The sequence below is a fragment of the Streptomyces sp. NPDC031210 genome (assembly GCF_055570395.1).
The window spans coordinates 116,261-136,023 of sequence record NZ_JBVIHH010000003.1; the positions used below are offsets into that span (position 1 = coordinate 116,261).

Here is a 19,763-nt window from a genome sequence, read left to right on the forward strand (position 1 = left end):
TGACACGAGCAGCGATCCGGCCCAGCAGCCGGACTTGTCCGTCCAGGCGCCCATGGCCGTCCAACCCGTATCTAGTCGACGTCGAGCAGCGGGGCTTCGCTTGACCGACCGTGTGTTGCACGGGCCGTGTCCTGGCCCGCGAGACGGGTTCGCTCCGCCCACGCGGCCACCAGCGGGCCTGCTGCCCCCAGAGCCGCGAAGAACGCGCCGAGTAGCAGCCAGCCTGCGTGTCCGAGTCCAAGGACTGCTGCCGTGAGGATCACCGGGGCCAGGGCCTGTCCGGCGTCGAAGCCGATGCCGAAGAGGCCCTGGTATTGCCCCTGGGCGTGGTCGGGGGCGAGACCGAAGCCAAGCGCGAAGCCGGCCGAGGACTCCCATATCTCTCCGAGACTGTGCACGCAGACGGCGAGGATGGCGAGCCCCGGCGCGATCCAGGCCGGAACGTCCGCGGTCAGGGCCATCAAGGGGCAACTGACCAAGAAGAGCAGCCCGGCGAAGCGGAACGCCCGGCCGCCCTGGCGCGGTGTTTCCACCCGGGAGCCGATCCTGCTCTGGAGCAGCACGCATACCCCGCTGTTGACCGCGTAGACCGCCGCCACGGTCCAGCGGGGCGCGTCGGTGTGAGCGGAAAGCCAGATCGGCAGCAGCAGGGAGACGGTCTGGTATTGCAGGCCCATGGCGCCGTAGAGCGCGACGAAGGACACGAACGGCCGGTCGGACAGGACGGCCCAGCGGTGGTGTTCCTTGGGCCGGGGCAGGGGCGGGTAGTTCGGGACGCCGATCAGGACGATCAGGCCGGCGCAGGCGAAGCTGGCGGCGTTGGCGAGGATGAGCGCGGTGTAGGCCGGGCGGGTGTTGACCGAGACGGCGAAGGCGGCGCCGACGGTGCCCAGGACCACGCCGAGGTTGACGAATGTGCGGAGTTTCGCCCTGAAAGCGGCCGGGCGTTCGCCGCCGGCACGCGCGATGAGCGCACCACCTGCGGCGCCGCTCGCCGTCGCTGCCAGCCGGTCCAGGGTGGCGATGAGCGTGAACGTGGCCCAGCTCTGGATGAAGACGAAAGCGGCCATCGTCGCGGCCTGCGTCGCGAGGGTCGTCAGCCAGACCGTGCGCGGCCCGTACCGGTCGGCCAGATTCCCTGCCGGGATCCCGGCCAGCAGCCCGGCCAGCCCGGCGATCGTGAGGCCGACACCGACCTGTGCGGCGGGCAGGTGGACAACCAGCGTGAAGTAGAGCACCGCAGCGGTGTTGAACAACCCGTTGCCCACCCGACTGACGAAGCTCGAGATGATGAGAGCGCGCTGCGGACCGCTTGGCGCTAGCAAGCTGGATATCCGCCGCTTGGGGCCTTCTCGATCATGCGGAGCAGGCTAGCAGCGCCCCTTTCAGCACCCTCCAAGTAGTCCCTCCAAGTAGTCCGGGTTGTGTCTTGGCCCGTGCTGGGAAGAGGTTCTTGACGTCCACGTACTGATGCGTGAGATACCGGCGCTTGACGCCTGCTTCGAGGGCCATTGGGGAGACGCTGCGTCTGCCTGTGGATCTCAACGGAGTGCCGGCAAGGGAGCCGGTCCATCGCCCCAGAGTCGCAGTCAGGTTGGCGTCGTCTTGGGCGGGGCGGTAGTGGTCATGGGGCGCGTCCCATCCCGTCCCGTTTCGTGGGCGGCAAGGATTCCCTGGAGGCGCTCGGGTTCCTGCCGGTCGTGCGAGTACAGAATGACGGTCACGCGCCGCCCGGAGCAGAACCGAGCAGCGCGTCCCATCACGGCAGGGCGACCGACGCCCGATCCGACACTGCCGGCTCCATTCGACCGGCCTGCCGACCGGTCCGGGAAGGCGCAGGTCACACGGGGAGGGTGTGAACAGCCCAGGAAGATTCGTCGTCCCGGCACGCGAGCGGGCCCCCGATCGATCTGGGGCCCGCGTGGTCTCTACCTCTGCCTGTTGTTCAGGCCCGACGCAGTGCGGAGCGGCCCGCGAAGCGCGCCGAGTCGCCCAACTCCTCTTCGATTCGGATCAGTTGGTTGTACTTCGCCGTGCGGTCGGAGCGGGAGAGCGAGCCGGTCTTGATCTGACCACAGCCGGTCGCCACCGCCAGATCCGCGATGGTGGTGTCCTCCGTCTCGCCCGAGCGGTGCGACATGACGGCCGTCCAGCCCGCCTGATGGGCCGTGGCCACCGCGGCCAGCGCCTCGGTCAGGGTTCCGATCTGATTGACCTTGACCAGGACCGAGTTGCCGACGCCGGTGCGGATGCCCTCGCGCAGCAGCGTCTCCTTGGTGCAGAACACGTCGTCGCCGGTGAGCTGACAGCGGTCGCCGACGCGGGCGGTCAGCTCGCGCCAGCCGTCCAGGTCGTTCTCCGCCATCGGGTCCTCGATGGAGACGACCGGGTAGGCGTCGATGAGCTTGGCCAGGTAGTCGGCGTGCTCGGAGGGGGTGCGACGCACCCCCTCGCCCGCGTAGTCGTAGACCCCGTCGCGGAAGAACTCCGACGACGCCGGGTCCATGACCAGGCCGATGTCCGTGCCGGGGCGGTAGCCGGTGCGCTCGATGGCGGTCATCACGAAGTCGAGCGCCTCCTCAGCGGTACGCAGCGCGGGCGCGAAGCCACCCTCGTCGCCGACGCCCGTGGAGTGCCCGGCGGCCAGCAGATCGCGGCGCAGGGTGTGGAAGATCTCGCTGCCCATGCGGACGGCTTCGGCGAAGGTTTCCGCGCCCACGGGAGCGATCATGAACTCCTGGTAATCCAGCGGATTGTCGGCGTGGGCGCCGCCGTTGACGATGTTCATCATCGGCAGCGGCAGGAGGTGGGCGTCGGCGCCGAGGTAACGGTAGAGGGGCTGGCGGTGGACCGCCGCGGCGGCCTTGGCGGCGGCGAGGGAGACGCCGAGGATCGCGTTGGCGCCGAGCCGGGATTTCGTGGCGGTGCCGTCGAGGGCGACCAGCGCGGCGTCGAGACCCGCCTGGTCCGTCGCGTCCCGGCCGCGCACGGACGCCGCTATCTCGCCGCTGACGTGGGCCACCGCGCGGTCGACGCCCTTGCCGTGCCAGCGCGCGGAGTCTCCGTCGCGCAGTTCCACGGCCTCCCGGGCACCGGTGGAGGCGCCGGAGGGGACAGCCGCGCGTCCCAGGGACCCGTCTGCCAGGACGACGTCGACCTCGACCGTGGGGTTGCCCCGGCTGTCGATGATGCGGCGGGCGGTGACGGTCTCGATGGCGGCGTTGACGGTTCCGACTGCCTTTGCGGACATGGGAGTTCCTTCCCGTTGTCGTGTGCCGTGGCCCGGCTGCGACAACGCTGGCGCTGAGCCCGACAACGCAAAACCCTACAGCAATGCTGCTCAGTTTTGCTGTTCAGTATTGCTGCGCAGATCAGGTGCACAGCTTTGCTGACCAGCGGGGTAAAGTGCCCTATGCCCACCTCGGAAGCCGCCGCCATCGCCGCCGAACTCCGCACCGCGATGGGCAAGCTCACCCGACGCGTCAAACACGAGGACCGCATCCCGCTGGGCCAGGCCGCCGTGCTCGGTGCGCTCGACCGCAACGGCGCCATGACCACCAGCGACCTCGCCGCCGATCAGCGCGTACGCCCGCAGTCGATGGCCCGAGCGGTGGGGCTGCTCATGGAACAGAACCTGATCACGCGCCGGGCGCACCCCACGGACGGCCGCAAGTCGCTGGTCGAGCTGTCGGACGCGGGCCGGGCCGCGCTCGAAGCGGAGCGCGGCCGCAGGGCCGGTTGGCTCGCGCAGGCCATCGAGGCCGAGCTCACGGATGAGGAGCGGGCGGTGCTGGCACAGAGCGCCGCCCTGCTGGAGCGGCTCGCCGCACGCTAGTGCCCCGACAGGCAGCGTTCGCCGTCGCGGTGCCCGGCACGCACCCCCAAGCTCTCGGCTTCTTCCGCAAGCTCTCGGCTCCGCTCGATCAGGGGAGCCCCATTGAGCAGGGAGGTACCCCCCTTCGCCGCACCGGCCGAAAGCCCAAGTGCGTCCAGTACAAGGACTTCCGGTCGGCACGCCGACAGCGCGCACCGAGGTGACAGGCGCAGGCGAGCCGGTGCACCGGGAGGAGGCCAGTCCGCCGTGCAGCACGGCTTGGGGTCGATGCGGTTCACGAGGGTGCCGAAGAGGGGTTTGGTCGGGTGGCCGGGTCACAGCAACGCGACCCGGCTACCCGACTTACGCCGGGGCCGGGGCCTTCTTCGCGGGCTGAGGGCGCAGGAACCAGAACAGGACGGGCGCCAGATAGAGCGCCCAGGTGGTGGCCTGGAGCACGCTCGGGTTGGGCTGGAAGTTGAAGATGCCCTTGAGCAGGGTGCCGTACCAGCTATCGGGAGGGATGGTCGCGCTGATGTCGAAGAGCCGGTCGTCCAAGCCGGGGAGGAAGTCGGCCTCTTGGAGGTCGTGGATGCCGTAGGCGAGGACGCCCGCCGCCACGACGACCAGCAGGACGCCGGTCCAGGTGAAGAACTTCGCCAGGTTGATGCGCAGCGCGCCGCGGTAGAAGAGCCAGCCCAGCACGACGGCCGAGAGCAGTCCGAGGGCGGCTCCGAGCACCGGCTGCACACCGTCGCCCGTCGCCTGCACGGCCGACCATATGAACAGCGCCGTCTCCAGGCCCTCACGGCCGACCGCGAGAAATGCGGTGGCGACCAGCGCGCCGGTGCCGATGGCCAGGGCTTCGTCCAGCTTGCCGTGCAGCTCTGCCTTCAGGTGCCGGGCGGTGCGGCGCATCCAGAAGACCATCCAGGTGACCAGCCCGACGGCCACGATGGACAGGGTGCCGCCAAGCGCTTCCTGTGCCTCGAAGGTCAGGTGGGAGGAGCCGAATTGCAGCACCGCGCCCACAGCCAGGCTCAGGCCGACAGCAATGCCCACGCCGAGCCAGATCGGCGGCAGTTTGCTGCGATTGTCGGTCTTGACGAGGTAGGCGACGAGGATGCAGACCACGAGGCTGGCTTCCAGTCCCTCGCGCAGGCCGATCAGGTAGTTGGCGAGCACGCCGGTCTCCTAGCGAAGATCGTGAAGATCGTGAGGTGTCGGTTCGGGGGTGGCTGTTGAGGAAGCCGATGACGCCGGCGCGCGCCCCACCTTCCGCCCTGGGAGATCGTGGCGGCGATCCCCGTCCGCATCAGCAGGCGTCGCCGTACGCACCTGGGTGAGGACCCCTCGCCGCCGACAGGAGGGCAGGCCGCCCCGGTTCCCGGGCCGGCCGGGGCCCGAGTGCGGCCTGGCCTTTGGCGGAGGTGGATTCCACCCGTCAGCTCTCCGGCTTCAGTTCAACGTTGCGGAACGTGGCGGTGGCTCCCTCGCTGAGCGGGGGCTTCTCGCCGCTGGCGCCGTGCCGCAGGAAGGTCGGGGCCTTGAGCTTCGCGCGGAGGGTGTACTTACCGGCCTTGGGTATCGAGAAGTTGTTGGCGTAGTGGAAGAACTCCGCGTAGTAGAAGTTCAGTTCCTTGGCCTGGACGACCTTGCCGTCCTTGTTGACCACTTCGAGCGTGATGGGCACGTCGGGCACGATGCGGCCGGTCTTGGCCTCCATCGGGATGATCTCGATGTGGTGGGTCTCGTCCTTGGCCGGGTCCCGGTGGACCTGCTTGCCGTGCGTGCCGTGCTCCGCGTGGAACCACGGCTCGGCCGCCTCGACGATGTAGCCGACGTTGTAGTCGCCCACGCGCGTCTTGCCGCCCCTGGCCGCGATCTCCGCCGCCAGCACGGTGTGCTGGTGCGCGACGCCGGCCGGAGCCGTCTCCTTCGCCTTGTCCTGGGCGGCGGGCTTCTTGTCCGAATCGGTGCCACCGCAGGCGGTCAGGGCGAGGGCGAGGGGCACCGCGAGGCACACGACGGGTACGAATCTGGGCATGGCTGAATCCCTTCGGTAGGGGGGTGAGGTTAGGCGAACCTAAGTGTGTGGAGCTTCCGAGTCAACCCGCCCAATAATTCGGACATTAGCGTTCAGTGAGGGCGATACTCGCTGGAAATGGACCGCCATTTTCATGCGAGTTATGCAGAGTCGAGCTGTTGATGTCGCTCAAGAAGTGCCGGGGGTTGGCCGTGATTTGGACAACTCAGCCGCTCCGTTGCCTACACTGCGTCCGCCGCCCCCAACCCCCGCTTCCGCCCTCCCCGGGAGAACCTCATGACGCTTCGCATGCCCCAGCCCATGACCGCGGCTCTGCTCGCCGCCGGAGCACTCACCGCCCTGACCGGCTGCACCGCGAAGAGCGACAGTGCCGACGCGAAGTCCGGAGCCATCAGCGTCGAGGCCACCGACGACGCCTGCGAACTCTCCAGGACCTCCGCCAAGACCGGGCCCATCGCCTTCAATGGCTCCAACCAAGGCAGCAAGATCACCGAGTTCTACCTCTACGGACCCGACCGCAAGGTCGTCAGCGAGGTCGAGGGCATCGGCCCCGGTACCTCCCGCACGCTGACCGTGAAGGTGTCCGAGCCCGGGACGTACACCACGGCATGCAAGCCGGGCATGGTGGGCGACGGCATCCGCGGCAAGTTCACCGTCGCGGCCAAGCAGCACGGATGACCTGACTCCGTCGCGATGCCCTTCAAGGCATCTGCGGTGAGGCGGCCGCAGCCGGGTCTGACACTTCCGCCCTACGCGCCGCAGTGGGAAGTGCCGATCATTATCGGCCCCCGCGGTGCTTTGCTGTTTGCGGTCCCCCCGCCTCAAGTTGCCGCGCGCGGCGCGGGCGGTCAGGCGGACGGACACGCCTTGATCATCCGCAGCCTCGCGGATGTCGCGCGATATTCCTCGGACTGTGGATCCTGCTGCATCTGCTCGAAGCCAATCAGGCGAACGTCTTCGTCGGTGGCGCAGCCGCCTGGCTGCGACGCTTCTGATGTTGCGCTTCCGCCGACAGGACTCGCCGAGGTCGTCTTTTGCTCAAGACGCCCGCGGTCCACTGCCACCTGCCTTGCCGGCCTGCTTCTCGACCCGTTCTACGTCGGCGATTCCTCACTGCGCCACCGGTTGATCGATTGTTACCCCCGCACGACCAGGCGCCGGGAGGGCGCATATGTCCGCGCACATGTCCACGCACATGGGACGTATCGCTTGGCCGAGTAACGCGGCAGCGTGCTGCGGCGCAGAACTGCATACGGGCGCATGCGATGCCCCGTATGCGAGCACGGCCAGGGTGACTCCCGTGGGGGGTGGCCACCCTGGCCGTGTTCGCCCCCCGCTGTCGAGGCGCTGTGTACGTACCAGATGCGGGACCCAGAAGGACTCCGTCAGGTGGCCCTGGCCTGGAATCATGATCAATACGGTCTGATTCGGACCCGAGCGTCACGGCCGGGCTGGTAAAACGCTCAGGTGACGCGACGTGTACTGAACGATGATGAGTGGGGAACTGATAGAGCCGTTCCTGCCGATCGGACGGTACGGCCCCCTTCCCGCAGCACCTGCGCGAACAGTTTGAGGGCGTCATCTGGCGTAGGACATGTCTTTCGTTAGCGTGGCTCCACGGTGGCCCCGCCCGCGCCCATCACGACGCGGCCGGCATGGTGGGGTAACCGGAGATCTTGGCGGCGCTGGAAAGGGCCCCGCGGCGCAGGAAGCGGGGCCACGGAAACCAGGCAAATTGCTCCGGTGGCCGTCAGCTCGCCAGCTCGGGAGTCCGAGGAGCGGGCCGAGCGCCGACGGCCGCGTCGGCGCCGCCGGGCCCGGCTCGATGCGGCAACGCTGGGTCGCTCGCGCGGTGGGCTGACGACCACCAACGGCGCTTCCGACGAGGAGGCGGCCCGGCCGCAAGGTCCACATTGCGGCAGACCGGCACTGCACCCTGCTGGCGTACGCGCTCACGCCCGGACAGGCCGCCGATAGCCCCCGGTTCATCGCGGTGCTCGAGAAAGTCACGGTGCGCGGACCGGTCGGCCGCCCGCGCGCCCAACCGGACGCGGTACGCCCGCGGTCGCGGCTCCGGCTGGCAAGCCGGCCGTCGCGACCGCGCACGTCAGACCAGGAGACGGCGTGCAAGCGTCAGAGGAACGTCACGCGGGTCGCTTCCTCCTTGCCTTGGGCGGAACCTGCACGGGCGGCGGGGACGCGGGTCGCCGGATCCATCTGGTTCGTGCCCATCGCGGCTCGGGAATCGGCGTCCGGTGTGATCACCTCGACGCGACTGCCCTGCTTGCGCAGGGCCTCGACCTCGCTTGCCAGGTCCGTGCCCCATGCCGGGTCTCTGCGCAGGCCCTCGAACTGGCCTGCTTGCGGTGGTGTCTGGCTCCGTCCGCCGAACGGCGAGAGCACCACGACGTTCGCATAGCCCGAGGCAAGGTCGGCGTTTTCGGCGGAACGCACGCCACCGTTGATGTGGCGACTGCCGTTGATGCTGACCGTGGGGACCATACCGGGCAGTGCGGTGGCCGCGGTGACCGCGTCCACCAGGTCGACGCCGGAATCCCGGTCGAACGCAGCCAACTCGCCGGTATGCGCGTCGACGGCCACCACGATCATCGGCCGGTCCGGCCATTCATGGCTGGGCAACCGGGCGGCGACCATTGCCCGGCGCTGTCCCGCCGCCGCAGGTCCCAGTATGGAGTCGCTCTCCAACCCGAACGCGCCCATCGCACGTCGTAGATCGGCCGCCGAGGTGGCGGCGGCGCCGATGGCCCTCATCCGCTCGAACACCGTGGCCATCGGCAGGGACGGCGGCAGTTCCCGGCTCTGCCCGACCGGTCGAACCGGCTCGGACAGCACCGAAGCCAACAGTTTGGCCGCTGATATGCCGCTGCGCACCCACGCTGCCGTGGTGGAACCGGACGAGGTGGCGACCACCAGATCGGCGGCCTCTGTCAGATCGAGACCAGCCTCGGCCAGACCGGCGATGACACCGATCTGCCACGCTTGTCCGGCAGCCCCACCACCACCGAGAACCAGAGCAACATGGTGAACCATAGGTTTCGCCTTCCAGGAGTGCCTTGTTATCGGGGCACTCCCGGCGATACCTACGTCAATCGCCCGACCGTGGCGGCAAGAGGGAGCACCCACATCGATACAGCGTTCATGGGTCTCACCTCCTCGGACGGTGTCACGGCCGGCCTCAACCTACCAACCCGATGCGATCCGGCCCACTCCTTTTCGCCCGCCCAGCTCGACATCGCTCGCGCCGAACAGCTCAGGCATGACCTGGTAGTCGGTGACGCAGATGATCGGAAGGCTGGAGTGTCGGGACGCGTGCTGCTGCCCCTCCCCCGGCGTCGGGCGAGGGGCAGCAGTGGATGCGTTTTGCGCGTCTGCCGTGCGGGTGGCTGTCCGCAGTCGCGCGTTGGAGATGAGTGCCGGTCAGGCGTTCGCGAGTTCCCCGATCGTGGTTCCCCGCTGTTGTGCCCAATTCTCCAGGGTTATACGGCAGGCGTGGTCGAGGTGGCGCAGCTCGGAGAGGTCAAGCTCGACCGGGTGCCCCGGAGGCAGGGCTTCGAGGGTTTCGAGCATGCGGGGCAGCCGGAGGAAGGTGGCGGAACCGGTGATGGTGACGATGAGTCGACCATCGGTCATTTCGTGGGTGTCGAGGTGGACATGGGAGGTCTCCCAGGCGCATTTGACCACGGCGAGGCCGAGGCCGAGGAGAACGCCTTCGAACATGTTGGTGGTGATGATGGCGATCGCGGTGATGGCGAGGACGATGGCTTCGCCGCGGTGCGTGCGCCACAGGGGCAGGAGGTCCTTGACCGGGATGAGCTTGCAGCCGGCGTGGACGAGGACCCCGGCGAGTGCGGCGAGAGGGATGATGCCGATCGCGGCCGGGAGAAGGGCGGCGAACAGCACGAGCCACAATCCGTGCAGGATGCGGGAGAGCTTCGTTTTGGCGCCGGCCTGGACGTTGGCCGCGCTGCGCACGATGACAGCGGTCAGGGGCAGGGCGCCGAGTACGCCGCAGATGCTGTTGCCCACGCCCTGGGCCATCAGCTCCTTGTCGTAGTCGGTGCGTGGGCCGTCGTGCATACGGTCGACGGCGGCGGCGCTGAAGAGGCTTTCGGCCGAGGCGATGAGGGCGAAGGCGAGCACCGTACCGAGGCCGGCGAGGCTCGCCAGCGAGGTGAAGTCGGCTATGCCGGGCGGCTGGATGGCTGAGAGGAGTCCTTGCACCTCGACACGGGGGACGGACAAGCCGGCTGCCGCCGTGGCGATGGTGGCCAGGGCGACCGCGGCAAGCGGTGCGGGGACCATCTGGGCCTGGGACGGGAGTTTCTTCCACAGGACGAGGACGGCGATGGTGGCTGCCCCAATGGCGAACGCGGTCAGAGCATGACTGGAGGTGGCGATCTCGGTGGCCAGATGTGGCACGCCCGCGATCTTGTCGAGCCCGGAGCGGGGCTGCTTGACGTCGGCCATGGTGTAGAGCTGACCGAAGATCAGCACGAGTCCGATGCCGGCGAGCATGCCCTGGACGACGGCTACCGTGATCGCGCGGAAGAAGCGGCCGAACCGCAGGGCTCCCAGGGCGAGTTGGACAAGGCCGGCCAGCAGGACGATGGCCCCGAGAACGCCGAGGCCGAATTCCTGAACGGCCTCGAAGACCAGGACGGTAAGGCCGGCGGCCGGGCCACTGACCTGAAGCGAACTGCCGGGCAGGAAGCCGACCACCAGGCCACCGACGATGCCGGTGATCAGGCCGAGTTCGGCGGGCACTCCTGAAGCCACGGCCACTCCCACACACAGCGGCAGGGCGACCAGGAAGACGACGAGGGAGGATAGGACATCGCGCCGCAGGTGAGCGGGCTTTTTAAGGGTGGAGCGCATCAGTGGACTTCCTCGCACAGCGGAAGCGGAAGGGGGAAGGTTCTCGGCGGCCCGTGGGGCGGGCGGATGCGGGTCACAGCGGCCGGAAAGTGGTGTCGTCCGGCCCGTATACCTTCACCGCTCCCGTGTGCACCTCGTAGTACCAGGCGTGTACCGCCAAGGCCCCCTCGGCGACTCGCTCCGCGATGCAGGGGTGGGTGTGCAGCCGCTCCAGTTGAGCGACCGCGTGGCGTTGGACTGCCTCGGCAAGGTCCGGGGAATGGGGTGCGGTCGTCTCAGGCTGCGATGCCGCCCGCTCCAACCAGCCTTGTACGGCGGGTAGTTCGGAGAGGTCGCCTCCGCTGACCAGAGCGTTGACCGCGCCGCAGTGGGAGTGGCCGCACACGATGACATCGCGGACGCCCAGTACCCGCACCGCGTATTCGATGGTGGCCGTCTCGCTGGTGGGGTGGTCGCTGCTGTACTCGGGCACGATATTGCCCGCCGTCCTCAGCTCGAACAGTTCACCTGGCCGTGCGCCGGTGATCAGGGACGGCACTACCCGCGAGTCGGAACAGGTGATGAACAGCGCATCTGGGCTCTGACCGGCCTCGAAGGCGCGGAACTCCTCGGCACGCTCTGCCACGTGCGTCGTTGTGAAGGATCGTGCGTTGTCAACCAGGGATTTCATGGTGGCCTTTCTCCTGCGCCATGAGGGTTTGCGGCGCGGTGTGTTCAGGTCATCAGTGGAAAAGGTGTGCGTCGGAGTGCCCTAAGGGCATGACATCGGTGCTTCCGCGTCAGCGTTGACGCGAAGAGAACCGTCCGAGACGGGAGGACGCTCGCGCCTACAGCGCGCAGCACCCCACCACCGCGTGGCGGCATGAGCGAAAACGTCTGTGGTCCGGGAGTGACCATGCCGACCAGTGGCCGGAATCGCATGGAATGCGTCGCCGCTTCATCAGCACATCTCCCCCCGAGCAACGTGGCCATGGGCCAGCCCACCTGCGCGCCACTGCGTCAGCACGTGAAGCAGTCCGCTTGACCACCACGCGAACACCTCTTTGCAGAGACATTACCTCACGCCCAGGGGCCAAGTCACGGGCAAATAACGGTCAAGCACTGCCCACAGGTGGGTAATTGGCGCACTTCCCACTGCGATGCGCCCAGGCGTACGCCCCTAGGGCCCCGGGGGATCGCTCCCGCAAGCGCCCGGACCATCGGAACCACCCACGTCTTCACTGGAGCAACACCTTCTGCTCGCCCACTGTTCATCCGTCGCCGCGGGCTCGGCAGGCGCGTTGGAGCACCACCCGGCCAGGGGCCTGGGACCAGGGGCCCCTGGCCCCAGGGCAAGAGTCAGGAGGCAGGAGGCAGGACTGCGACGACGCGCCCTCCGACCGCCATGGACTACCCCGGCCGTCTGGAATGTCGGGAACGGATCACCGGCCCCCATGAGCCGGACGCGCGAGATGGAGCCGACTTGGGACTACGGCCGTCGGACGAGGTATGGACTTCCCGTGACGCCGGGAGTGGACCATGATGTCGCCTCTGCGCCCTACGCTTTCGCCGGCCATATGCACGACGACCGCACGCCTCGCACACCGCGGCCCGTGCGCCGCGTGCGGGGAGACAGGAGAACCCCGATGAACGCCACCCCCGCCCCTTCCGCCGCCCAACCGGTGGACGCCGTCGTCGTCGGGGCCGGGCTCTCCGGCCTCTACCAGCTTCACCGGCTGCGTGAACTCGGCTTAACCACAGTCGCCTTAGAGGCCGGTGACGACATCGGCGGGACCTGGTACTGGAACGGATACCCCGGGGCCCGCTGCGACGTCGAGAGCATGTCGTACTCCTACTCCTTCTCCCCGGAACTGGACCAGAAATGGGACTGGAGCGAGCGCTACGCATCCCAGCCGGAGATCCTCCGCTACATCCACCACGTCGCCGACCGGTTCGACCTGCGCAGGCACGTCACGCTGCGCACACGGGTCACCCGCGCCGCGTACGACGAGGACCGTCACCTCTGGCAGGTCTCCACGGACACCGGAAAGACCGTCACCGCACGGTTCGTCGTACTCGCGTCGGGCTGCATGTCGGTCCCCAAGGACCCCGGAATTCCCGGCGCCGACAGCTTCACAGGCGCCACCTACCACACCGCCCGCTGGCCGCGCGAGGAAGTCTCCTTCACCGGCAAGCGGGTCGCCGTGATCGGCACCGGCTGCTCCGGTGTCCAGACCGTCCCCGTCATCGCCGAAGAGGCGGCCGCACTCACCGTCTTCCAACGCACCCCGGCCTACGCCCTGCCGGCCCACAACCGGCCACTGCAGAGCACGGAAATCGCTGAACTCAAGGCCCGATACCCGCAGTTCCGGCTGGCCCAGCGGCTGTCCCGGGGCGGCACCGTCTTCGAGCCGCCCACTCGGTCGGCCCTGGAGGCGGACCAGGCGGAGCGCACCGCCGCCTACGAGGACGCCTGGGGCTCGGGCCTGCTGAGCGGACTGCTGCGCACCTACACCGACATCCTGACCGACGAGACGGCCAACGAGACCGTGGCCGAGTTCGTCCGGTCCAAGATCCGGTCGATCGTCACCGACCCGGCGACGGCCGAACTGCTCTCCCCGCGCACCTTCCCCTTCGCGACCAAGCGTCCCTGCCTGGACACCGGGTACTACGCCACCTTCAACCAGCCACACGTGACGTTGGTGGACCTGCGCACGACCCCGATCGAGACGATCACGCCCCGGGGCATCCGGACCTCGGATGGGGAGCACGCCCTCGACGCGATCGTCTTCGCCACCGGTTTCGATGCCCTGACCGGCTCCCAGCTCGCCGTCGATATCGTGGGAAAGGGCGACATGACGCTCCGGGAGAAGTGGGCGGACGGCCCACGGCACCACCTGGGGCTCGTCTCGGCCGGCTTCCCCAACCTCTTCACCGTCCTCGGGCCCCTCAGCCCATCCGTGCTCACCAACATCGCGGTGTCCCTGGAACAGCAGGTGGAGTGGATCACTGACTGCATCGCCTATCTGCGGAGGAACGGCCTCACGGAGATCGACGCCGCTCCAGCGGCCGAGGCGGACTGGGGCGCCCAAGTGGCGGAGCTCGCCGCCCGGACGCTCTACCCGGCCGTGGCCTCCTGGTACACAGGAGCAAACATACCGGGCAAACCCCGTGTTTTCCTGGCCTATGCGGGCGGGCTGGACCGGTACCGGGAGGAATGCGCCGCCGTGGCCCGGAGCGGTTACACGGGTTTCGTCCTCTCCGCCGCCTCTTCCCCTTCCTCATAGGCGGTCGCGTCCTGCTGTCTCATTCCGCCGTTTCCCTATGGTCGATCGAAGTGGGTCACCAGGTTGGTCTTGTTGTCAGCCTTTGAGCCGTTCAGGCGATCCGGCCCGGGGCTGCTGCTTCCGCCGGCAGACCCAAGGCCCGGAATTGTGCTGGGAGACGGCGCATACACCAACACCCGGCTGGCCATCCCTCACCGCAAACGCTCGCGGACGCCTGCTCGCTCAGCCGCCGGCACCGCTTCCCTGCCGCGCGCTGCCGGGAGTGTTACTCCGCCGGCGTACCGATCCGAAGCCGGTTGCCGTCAGGGTCGCGCAGCTCAATCTCACGCGCCCATGGAGCGTCCTTTGCCTGCATACCGAACTCGGAGGCGATGGCGTCGACATCACGAATGCGGAGGTAGACCAACGTGTCGGGGCGGGCGTCGCCCTTGTGCTCAGACAAGAACAACCGCACCCCGCCCCGGGCGATCTCGACGAACACGGGAAGTCCCGGTTCGAAGCGGTGTTCCCACAGCTTGGCGAAGCCCAGTCGCTCGTACCACGCGACCGCCGTCGCAGCGTCCTCGACGCGAAGAATGGGAATGACTTGCTCGTCCATGGAGCCATCGTCGCAGACCGCCCAGGGCGGACGTTGCCTGATGCCGCACTAACCGTGCATGGTGCCGTGCCGCGCCGATGCTCTGTACAAGCACGTCGCGCACAAGGAGCAGCTCTCGGACGGCATGGTTGATTTCGTGATGGGCGAGATCAACCCCCGCAGATACAGGGCGCCTTGCCGCCTTGCACCGCTGCCCCCGCCGCACCAGCGACGCGCACGCTTCCCCTGTAGCTCACTTCACGCCAAGGGCGATGTAGTCGTAGCTGCCGCCGTAGACGGCGGAAGCGTAGACGTTCGTCAGGTGCGAACCGCGCCAGACGATACGTTTTTCATTGATGAGGGGCATCGTCAGGGCCATGTCGGCGACTTTGTGGTTGATCTGACGGTAACTCTCGGCGGCCTTATTGGGATCCGACTCGGCGGTCGCCTCGTCGAACATCGTGTTGATCTCCTTGTCATTGGTCTCGGAGACGTTGAGGTTACCGCTGGCAGAGATGAAACGGCCGTCGAAGAGGAGCCTCAAGAAGCTGTAGGCGGTCGGGAAGTCCGAGTTGAATCTGGACACATGAAGACCGAGGCCCTGCTTCTTCACCGTGGTAGGGGAACCGGTGACGTATGCAGTCTCAGCAGCGTTGTACTGCACCACCTTGGCCTTGATTCCTACCCGACCGAGCTGCTCTTGAAGTGCAGTGGCGGACTCCACCTCGGAGGCGTGATCAGCCCTTGCGGTGATCTTGGTCGAGAATCCGTCTCCCTTTCCGCACCGCGTCAGTTCGGCTTTGGCGCGGGGCAGGTCTGGGGCGCCGTCACGGTCCAGCACGTGGTACGGGTCGTACGTGTCCGATCCCTTGAAGGCGCTGGGCAGCATGTTCGACACAAGGCTGCCGACGGTTCTTTCGCCGCTGTAAATGCCCTGCAGTTTCCTGTGATCTGTCGCGTAGATGACGGCCCGGCGGCAGCGCGCATTTCCGAAAGGCTGCACGCTGGTGGCGAAGGACACGTACCGGATGAAGCCGGTCTCAGGGTTGTCGACATTGCCGCTGTAGTTCCGCAGGGCCGCGACGCTCCCCTCTTTGGTCATGCCCAGGCCGGCGAGGTCCAGGTCGTACTCGCCCTTCATCAGGCGTCGGTCAATGTCTTCCGCGTTGGTCTCCATGGTGATCGTGATCCGGTCCGGCAGTGCCTTGCGGATCGGATCGGAGGAACTGTTCCACTTGTCATTGCGTACCAGTACGGCACCTGCGTCCGGATCGTACGATTCGATCTTGTAGGGGCCGGCGGAGAACGGGCGATTCCCGTATTTTTCCTTGGTGTCCTGCTGCCGCTTCACAGGTGAGCCGGAGGGCATGGCGAGCATCTGCTCGAAGTCACCGTTGGGCCGAGGCAGCTTGAAGACAATGGTTCTGGCGTCGGGAGTCTCGATAGCCGGCAGGCCCAGTTTGTTCTTGGTCTTGTCCTGATACGGGCCTTGGTATTCGGATTTCGGGTCCAGGGCCGTCTTGAGGTAGGTGGGGCCACCGCTGACCACGCGTTGATCCCACATGCGCTCGATGCCGTACTTGACGTCCTGCGAAGTGATCCGTGAACCGTCCTCCCACGTCGATCCGGAGCGCAGTGTGTAGGTGTATTTTCTGCCGCCGTCCGTGATCTTGGCGGTGTCGGTCGCCAGGTCGGGGACCAGTTTGTCGGATACCGCGCCCGGCTCGGTGGGATATGTGACCAACTGGCGAGTGTAGAAGCGCGCGAAATTCCAGGACCTTGGGTAGTACTGGCGCTGTGGGTCAAGGGAGTCGAAGGGCGTTTTACTGATGAACCTCAGCGTTCCGCCTCTCTTTCGTGAGGCGTTGACGACACCACTGGTTGCTGCGTCGTACCCGGTGCTGCGGACGGGCCCACCGGTTCCGGAGGAGGCTGCCTCGCCGGGGAAGTCGCGGGAATCCAGCAACGCGCGCAAGGCAGGGACTCCCGCAGCCACCAGCGCGGCCACGAGGACGACGCTGACGACGAGGGCCCTACGGCTGCGCGCCGGTGGTGCGGCAGGGCTCGCGCTTGACGCTTCCCGGCCGGGCGGTTCCCCGGCGGCAGCAGGTGTGCGATTGCGGGCCAGGGCGACGAGCCCTCCCGTGTTGCGGTTGCGCTGCTGGGGCAGCGGTCGGCCCTTGGCCTTCAGCGTGGAATGCAGATGCCGGTACAAGGTGTCCATGTCCAGCAGCGGCGGACCGTCCGGAATGCCTTCCGTCAGAGCGGCAATCAACTCGCCGGTGAATGCTGTGTGTCGCTCACCCGGAGGGGAAACGGCCTTGCATGTCTCCGCAGAGGCCGCCAACAGCGCGGTGCCTTCGATCAGTGCATGGTCGGCGACCTCCGGCGTGTGGTCAGCCGCCCGGGCGGACCCGTTCATGCCGCCCAGCATCATCCGCCCGCTGTAGCAGCAGTCCAGGACGACTATCTTGCGCCGTGCGCGCATACGAGGATCCAGCAGCGCGCGCCTCACCCACTCGTAGGGCAGCGCGGTGTACATACGTTCACGGTCGGACTCCGGCAGTGCCAGATAGAGCTCGTCACTGTGCGGGTCGGCAAGACCGTGTCCGGCGTAGTAGACGAGCAGGGCGTCTGTCGCCTGCATTCCAACGTGGTGCAACGTATCGAGGACATGCTGAAGGCTCCGCGGCTGCGGCAACGACACGCAGTGCGCCGCCGGCAACCCCCATAACTGAGGATCGGTCAGCGCCCGTATGAGTCCGTTCAGGTTCTCCTCGACCGCGGGGATTTCCCCCAAGCTGTCGTAGGTATGGACACCGATGAGGAGTGCTCGAGAGCGTTCAGGGTCGGGCAGTACCGCCATGGTCAGGACCGATCCGCCACGTCACCGTCCAGCGGCGGTTCAGCCGAACCCAACGCCTCGATCACGCGCGCAACCTCCTCCGGGGAACAGCTTTCGACGGTGACGGTCAGCGGCCCTCGCTCGATACGCACCGACGGGGCCTTCGGGCGGGAGTCACGCCAAGCAGCACATGCCACCACGAGTCCGCCGAAAGCGATCCCGTTGCTGACGACCGCATTGATCACATCGAACGCGCCGCCCATGTCGCCCGGCCGCAGCGGGCCCGCCACCAGGGAGACCTCCGAGCAGGCCCGCACGTCGGGATCCTGGGCCAGCCAACGGAACAGCGAAGTGACGCACTCGCCGTCATTCTCGCCATCGACTGCGATCCTGAGCCGCATACGAGCGATCCTCCCCCACCAACCGAACGTTCCCTGTGCTCCCCGTTCCCTACTGTTGCACCGATCCTAGTCCCGTGCCCGAGGCGAGCAAGGCACATCGGCCCCGAACTGCCTCGCTGCACATGGCCGTTGGTGTCCCTCCGTACCTGAGAGAGCCGACTCAACCTCAATCCGTCCTTAGCCCGGCCAAACTCCCAACTCCCCCACGACGTATCCAACCGAGCACTACGGCGCCCCGCCCCCGTGCCGCCAACGAACCAGCCGCTCTCCGCCTCCTGCCACGCACCACGCCCGGGCTTCGACGGCCTTGAGAGGAGGTATCGATACGTCAGAGACCCGCCATGCGATGATCTTGAATGCCTGATAGGGAAGGGTCGACTCAATCGCACATATGGCCCTGGAAAAAGGCGAGTTGACGCGCTTCCTCATCGCGTCATCCGACACGATGGCACCGACGTCCGGCAGCCGGGCAGAAACCGGCGATCACGCTCGGCGGGTATCCCTCCTCGGTGGCCTTCCTGCTGACCTGCGCAGGCATCGCCGCCTCGACCGGTAACGCACAAGCGGCCACCCCGGACAGTCACACGCCACCCGCCACCCGCCACCCGCCACCCGGTCACGGTCAACGGTGTCGACCACTACCCGTGGCAGGAAGGCCGCACTCGTCGTCCTCCCGTTGGTTCCTACGCCCCCTCGGCCAAACCAATCCACCGGGCCAGCCCTTGTACCGTCCCCTGAGCCGGCCGGCTACAAGTGTCTGGACGTGCACAACGGCCAGCACTCAAAGGACGGTGACTACCTCGACATCGATGTGTACCACCACACCTGCCCTACGGGTCGCCCGAGCAGGATGACTACCGCAGGGGCAGGCGCCGCCAACTCCGACCCCTGCAAGCCCTGCTGGAGGACAAGAACACCAAGGTCCGCGACTGGGCCGGACGGATTCGTTAGACAGGCGAAGAGTTTCTCTACATAATTCTTAGGCATGGGAAAGACTTACGAACGCATCGACGGCCGGCTGCGCACCTTCATAGAGCAGCAGCCGATGTTCTTCACCGCGACCGCCCCGCTGGCCGGGGACGGCACGGTCAACCTCTCCCCCAAAGGTCTCAAGGGCTCCTTCGCTGTGCTCGACGAAGAGCGGGTCGCCTACCTCGACTTCGCCGGCAGCAACGCCGAGACCATCGCGCACCTGCGGGAGAACGGCCGGATCACGGTGATGTGGTGCGCCTTCCAGGGGCCGCCCAACATCGTTCGGGTGCACGGCCGGGGCGAGCCCGTCTTCCGCGACGACCCGCGCTTCAAGGAACTGCTCGCACACTTCCCGGACATCGACCCGAACCTGCACGGACTGCGCGCGATCATCGTCGTGACGGCCGAACTCGTCCGCGACACGTGCGGATACGGGGTGCCCTTCATGTCGTACGACGAAGATCGTGACCTGCACGGCAAGCGCTTCGCGCGCGAGGACGACGCCTCACTGAGCGCGTACTTCACCAAGAAGGACCACATCGCACAAAGCATCGACGGCCTGCCCGGGCTGCCGCTTCCGCTGCCGCCCAGCAACTTCTGAGCAACTGTCCCTCTCCCCCCGGGGGTTGCCGTGGCGTCATACGTGCCGGTGTCGCGCTACCGCCGCCCTGTCCGCCCTGGCCCCGGACGGCCCCGGTCCCGCCGCTGCCTGGCAAGTGGGTCGCGGCCGGCAGCGCGCCCGCCCGGTTCGGGAGCGAAGGAGCTGGTCGAGGGCGGCAGGCGCGGGGAGGGCACCGACCCCACCCCCGCCGGTCTGTACGACCTCCCCTACGGCTTCGGGATCATGGCCGCGCAGCCGCTCGGGGTACGGGCCGAAGCCGCCAATCGGCAGGTAGGGCTCGATGAACTTCCACTGATCACCCGTCAGTTGCCTGCAACGCCACG

Annotated in this window: 14 protein-coding genes; 4 read left to right on the plus strand and 10 right to left on the minus strand. The window is 67.5% G+C overall.

Annotated elements, in window-relative coordinates:
* Positions 1-71: 71 nt before the first annotated feature.
* On the minus strand, positions 72-1,325 hold the full coding sequence (locus tag ACZ45Z_RS07705) for an MFS transporter (protein ID WP_468357737.1): 1,254 nt from the start codon (positions 1,323-1,325) through the stop codon (positions 72-74).
* A 620-nt stretch (positions 1,326-1,945) separates the two neighbouring features.
* Positions 1,946-3,250, minus strand: a complete 1,305-nt coding sequence (gene eno / locus ACZ45Z_RS07710; protein WP_468357740.1) for a phosphopyruvate hydratase — start codon at positions 3,248-3,250, stop codon at positions 1,946-1,948.
* 162 nt (positions 3,251-3,412) lie between these two features.
* On the opposite strand from eno, the gene ACZ45Z_RS07715 reads away from it, so the two are divergent.
* Positions 3,413-3,835: a MarR family winged helix-turn-helix transcriptional regulator gene (locus ACZ45Z_RS07715; protein WP_468357743.1), complete on the plus strand. Its 423-nt coding sequence runs from the start codon at positions 3,413-3,415 to the stop codon at positions 3,833-3,835.
* Between the two features lie 342 nt (positions 3,836-4,177).
* Here ACZ45Z_RS07715 and efeU read toward each other — a convergent pair whose 3' ends face one another.
* Together efeU and ACZ45Z_RS07725 are read right to left on the minus strand one after the other, a co-directional pair.
* Positions 4,178-4,999: an iron uptake transporter permease EfeU gene (efeU, locus tag ACZ45Z_RS07720; protein WP_468357746.1), complete on the minus strand. Its 822-nt coding sequence runs from the start codon at positions 4,997-4,999 to the stop codon at positions 4,178-4,180.
* Between the two features lie 259 nt (positions 5,000-5,258).
* Complete coding sequence (locus ACZ45Z_RS07725) at positions 5,259-5,861, minus strand: iron transporter (RefSeq protein ID WP_468357749.1); 603 nt, start codon at positions 5,859-5,861, stop codon at positions 5,259-5,261.
* 276 nt (positions 5,862-6,137) lie between these two features.
* Between ACZ45Z_RS07725 and ACZ45Z_RS07730 the strand changes: the two genes are divergently transcribed.
* A complete protein-coding gene (locus tag ACZ45Z_RS07730; protein WP_468357752.1) occupies positions 6,138-6,539 on the plus strand; it encodes a cupredoxin domain-containing protein in 402 nt (133 codons plus the stop codon).
* Between the two features lie 1,455 nt (positions 6,540-7,994).
* Here the strand turns inward: ACZ45Z_RS07730 and ACZ45Z_RS07735 are convergent.
* The 3 genes from ACZ45Z_RS07735 to ACZ45Z_RS07745 form a co-directional block, all read right to left on the minus strand.
* On the minus strand, positions 7,995-8,912 hold the full coding sequence (locus ACZ45Z_RS07735) for a patatin-like phospholipase family protein (protein ID WP_468357755.1): 918 nt from the start codon (positions 8,910-8,912) through the stop codon (positions 7,995-7,997).
* A 387-nt stretch (positions 8,913-9,299) separates the two neighbouring features.
* On the minus strand, positions 9,300-10,757 hold the full coding sequence (locus ACZ45Z_RS07740; RefSeq protein ID WP_468357758.1) for a SulP family inorganic anion transporter: 1,458 nt from the start codon (positions 10,755-10,757) through the stop codon (positions 9,300-9,302).
* Positions 10,758-10,830: 73 nt separating this feature from the next.
* Positions 10,831-11,427, minus strand: coding sequence for a carbonic anhydrase (locus ACZ45Z_RS07745; protein ID WP_468357761.1), 597 nt, complete (start codon positions 11,425-11,427; stop codon positions 10,831-10,833).
* Positions 11,428-12,382: 955 nt separating this feature from the next.
* Here ACZ45Z_RS07745 and ACZ45Z_RS07750 point away from each other — a divergent pair.
* Positions 12,383-14,023: a flavin-containing monooxygenase gene (locus tag ACZ45Z_RS07750; RefSeq protein ID WP_468357764.1), complete on the plus strand. Its 1,641-nt coding sequence runs from the start codon at positions 12,383-12,385 to the stop codon at positions 14,021-14,023.
* Positions 14,024-14,288: 265 nt separating this feature from the next.
* Here the strand turns inward: ACZ45Z_RS07750 and ACZ45Z_RS07755 are convergent, their stop codons facing one another.
* The 3 genes from ACZ45Z_RS07755 to ACZ45Z_RS07765 all read right to left on the minus strand — a co-directional run bounded on the left by ACZ45Z_RS07755 (position 14,289) and on the right by ACZ45Z_RS07765 (position 17,846).
* Positions 14,289-14,621 carry a glyoxalase superfamily protein gene (locus ACZ45Z_RS07755; protein ID WP_468357766.1) on the minus strand — a complete coding sequence of 111 codons (333 nt, stop codon included), beginning with the start codon at positions 14,619-14,621 and terminating at the stop codon, positions 14,289-14,291.
* Positions 14,622-14,853: 232 nt separating this feature from the next.
* The gene (locus ACZ45Z_RS07760; protein ID WP_468357769.1) at positions 14,854-17,466 is read right to left on the minus strand and encodes a caspase, EACC1-associated type; all 2,613 of its coding nucleotides are present in this window, start codon (positions 17,464-17,466) and stop codon (positions 14,854-14,856) included.
* Between the two features lie 2 nt (positions 17,467-17,468).
* A complete protein-coding gene (locus tag ACZ45Z_RS07765) occupies positions 17,469-17,846 on the minus strand; it encodes an effector-associated constant component EACC1 (RefSeq protein WP_468357772.1) in 378 nt (125 codons plus the stop codon).
* A gap of 985 nt (positions 17,847-18,831) precedes the next feature.
* On the opposite strand from ACZ45Z_RS07765, the gene ACZ45Z_RS07770 reads away from it, so the two are divergent.
* Positions 18,832-19,419: a pyridoxamine 5'-phosphate oxidase family protein gene (locus ACZ45Z_RS07770; RefSeq protein ID WP_468357775.1), complete on the plus strand. Its 588-nt coding sequence runs from the start codon at positions 18,832-18,834 to the stop codon at positions 19,417-19,419.
* Positions 19,420-19,763: the final 344 nt, after the last annotated feature.

What these genes read in the sequence shown, in the direction of transcription:
- eno (WP_468357740.1), bottom strand. Translation starts at nt 3,250, where the DNA reads ATGTCCGCAAAGGCAGTCGGAACCGTCAACGCCGCCATCGAGACCGTC.
- ACZ45Z_RS07715 (WP_468357743.1), top strand. Translation starts at nt 3,413, where the DNA reads ATGCCCACCTCGGAAGCCGCCGCCATCGCCGCCGAACTCCGCACCGCG.
- ACZ45Z_RS07725 (WP_468357749.1), bottom strand. Translation starts at nt 5,861, where the DNA reads ATGCCCAGATTCGTACCCGTCGTGTGCCTCGCGGTGCCCCTCGCCCTC.
- ACZ45Z_RS07730 (WP_468357752.1), top strand. Translation starts at nt 6,138, where the DNA reads ATGACGCTTCGCATGCCCCAGCCCATGACCGCGGCTCTGCTCGCCGCC.
- ACZ45Z_RS07735 (WP_468357755.1), bottom strand. Translation starts at nt 8,912, where the DNA reads ATGGTTCACCATGTTGCTCTGGTTCTCGGTGGTGGTGGGGCTGCCGGA.
- ACZ45Z_RS07740 (WP_468357758.1), bottom strand. Translation starts at nt 10,757, where the DNA reads ATGCGCTCCACCCTTAAAAAGCCCGCTCACCTGCGGCGCGATGTCCTA.
- ACZ45Z_RS07745 (WP_468357761.1), bottom strand. Translation starts at nt 11,427, where the DNA reads ATGAAATCCCTGGTTGACAACGCACGATCCTTCACAACGACGCACGTG.
- ACZ45Z_RS07750 (WP_468357764.1), top strand. Translation starts at nt 12,383, where the DNA reads ATGAACGCCACCCCCGCCCCTTCCGCCGCCCAACCGGTGGACGCCGTC.
- ACZ45Z_RS07755 (WP_468357766.1), bottom strand. Translation starts at nt 14,621, where the DNA reads ATGGACGAGCAAGTCATTCCCATTCTTCGCGTCGAGGACGCTGCGACG.
- ACZ45Z_RS07760 (WP_468357769.1), bottom strand. Translation starts at nt 17,466, where the DNA reads ATGGCGGTACTGCCCGACCCTGAACGCTCTCGAGCACTCCTCATCGGT.
- ACZ45Z_RS07765 (WP_468357772.1), bottom strand. Translation starts at nt 17,846, where the DNA reads ATGCGGCTCAGGATCGCAGTCGATGGCGAGAATGACGGCGAGTGCGTC.
- ACZ45Z_RS07770 (WP_468357775.1), top strand. Translation starts at nt 18,832, where the DNA reads ATGGGAAAGACTTACGAACGCATCGACGGCCGGCTGCGCACCTTCATA.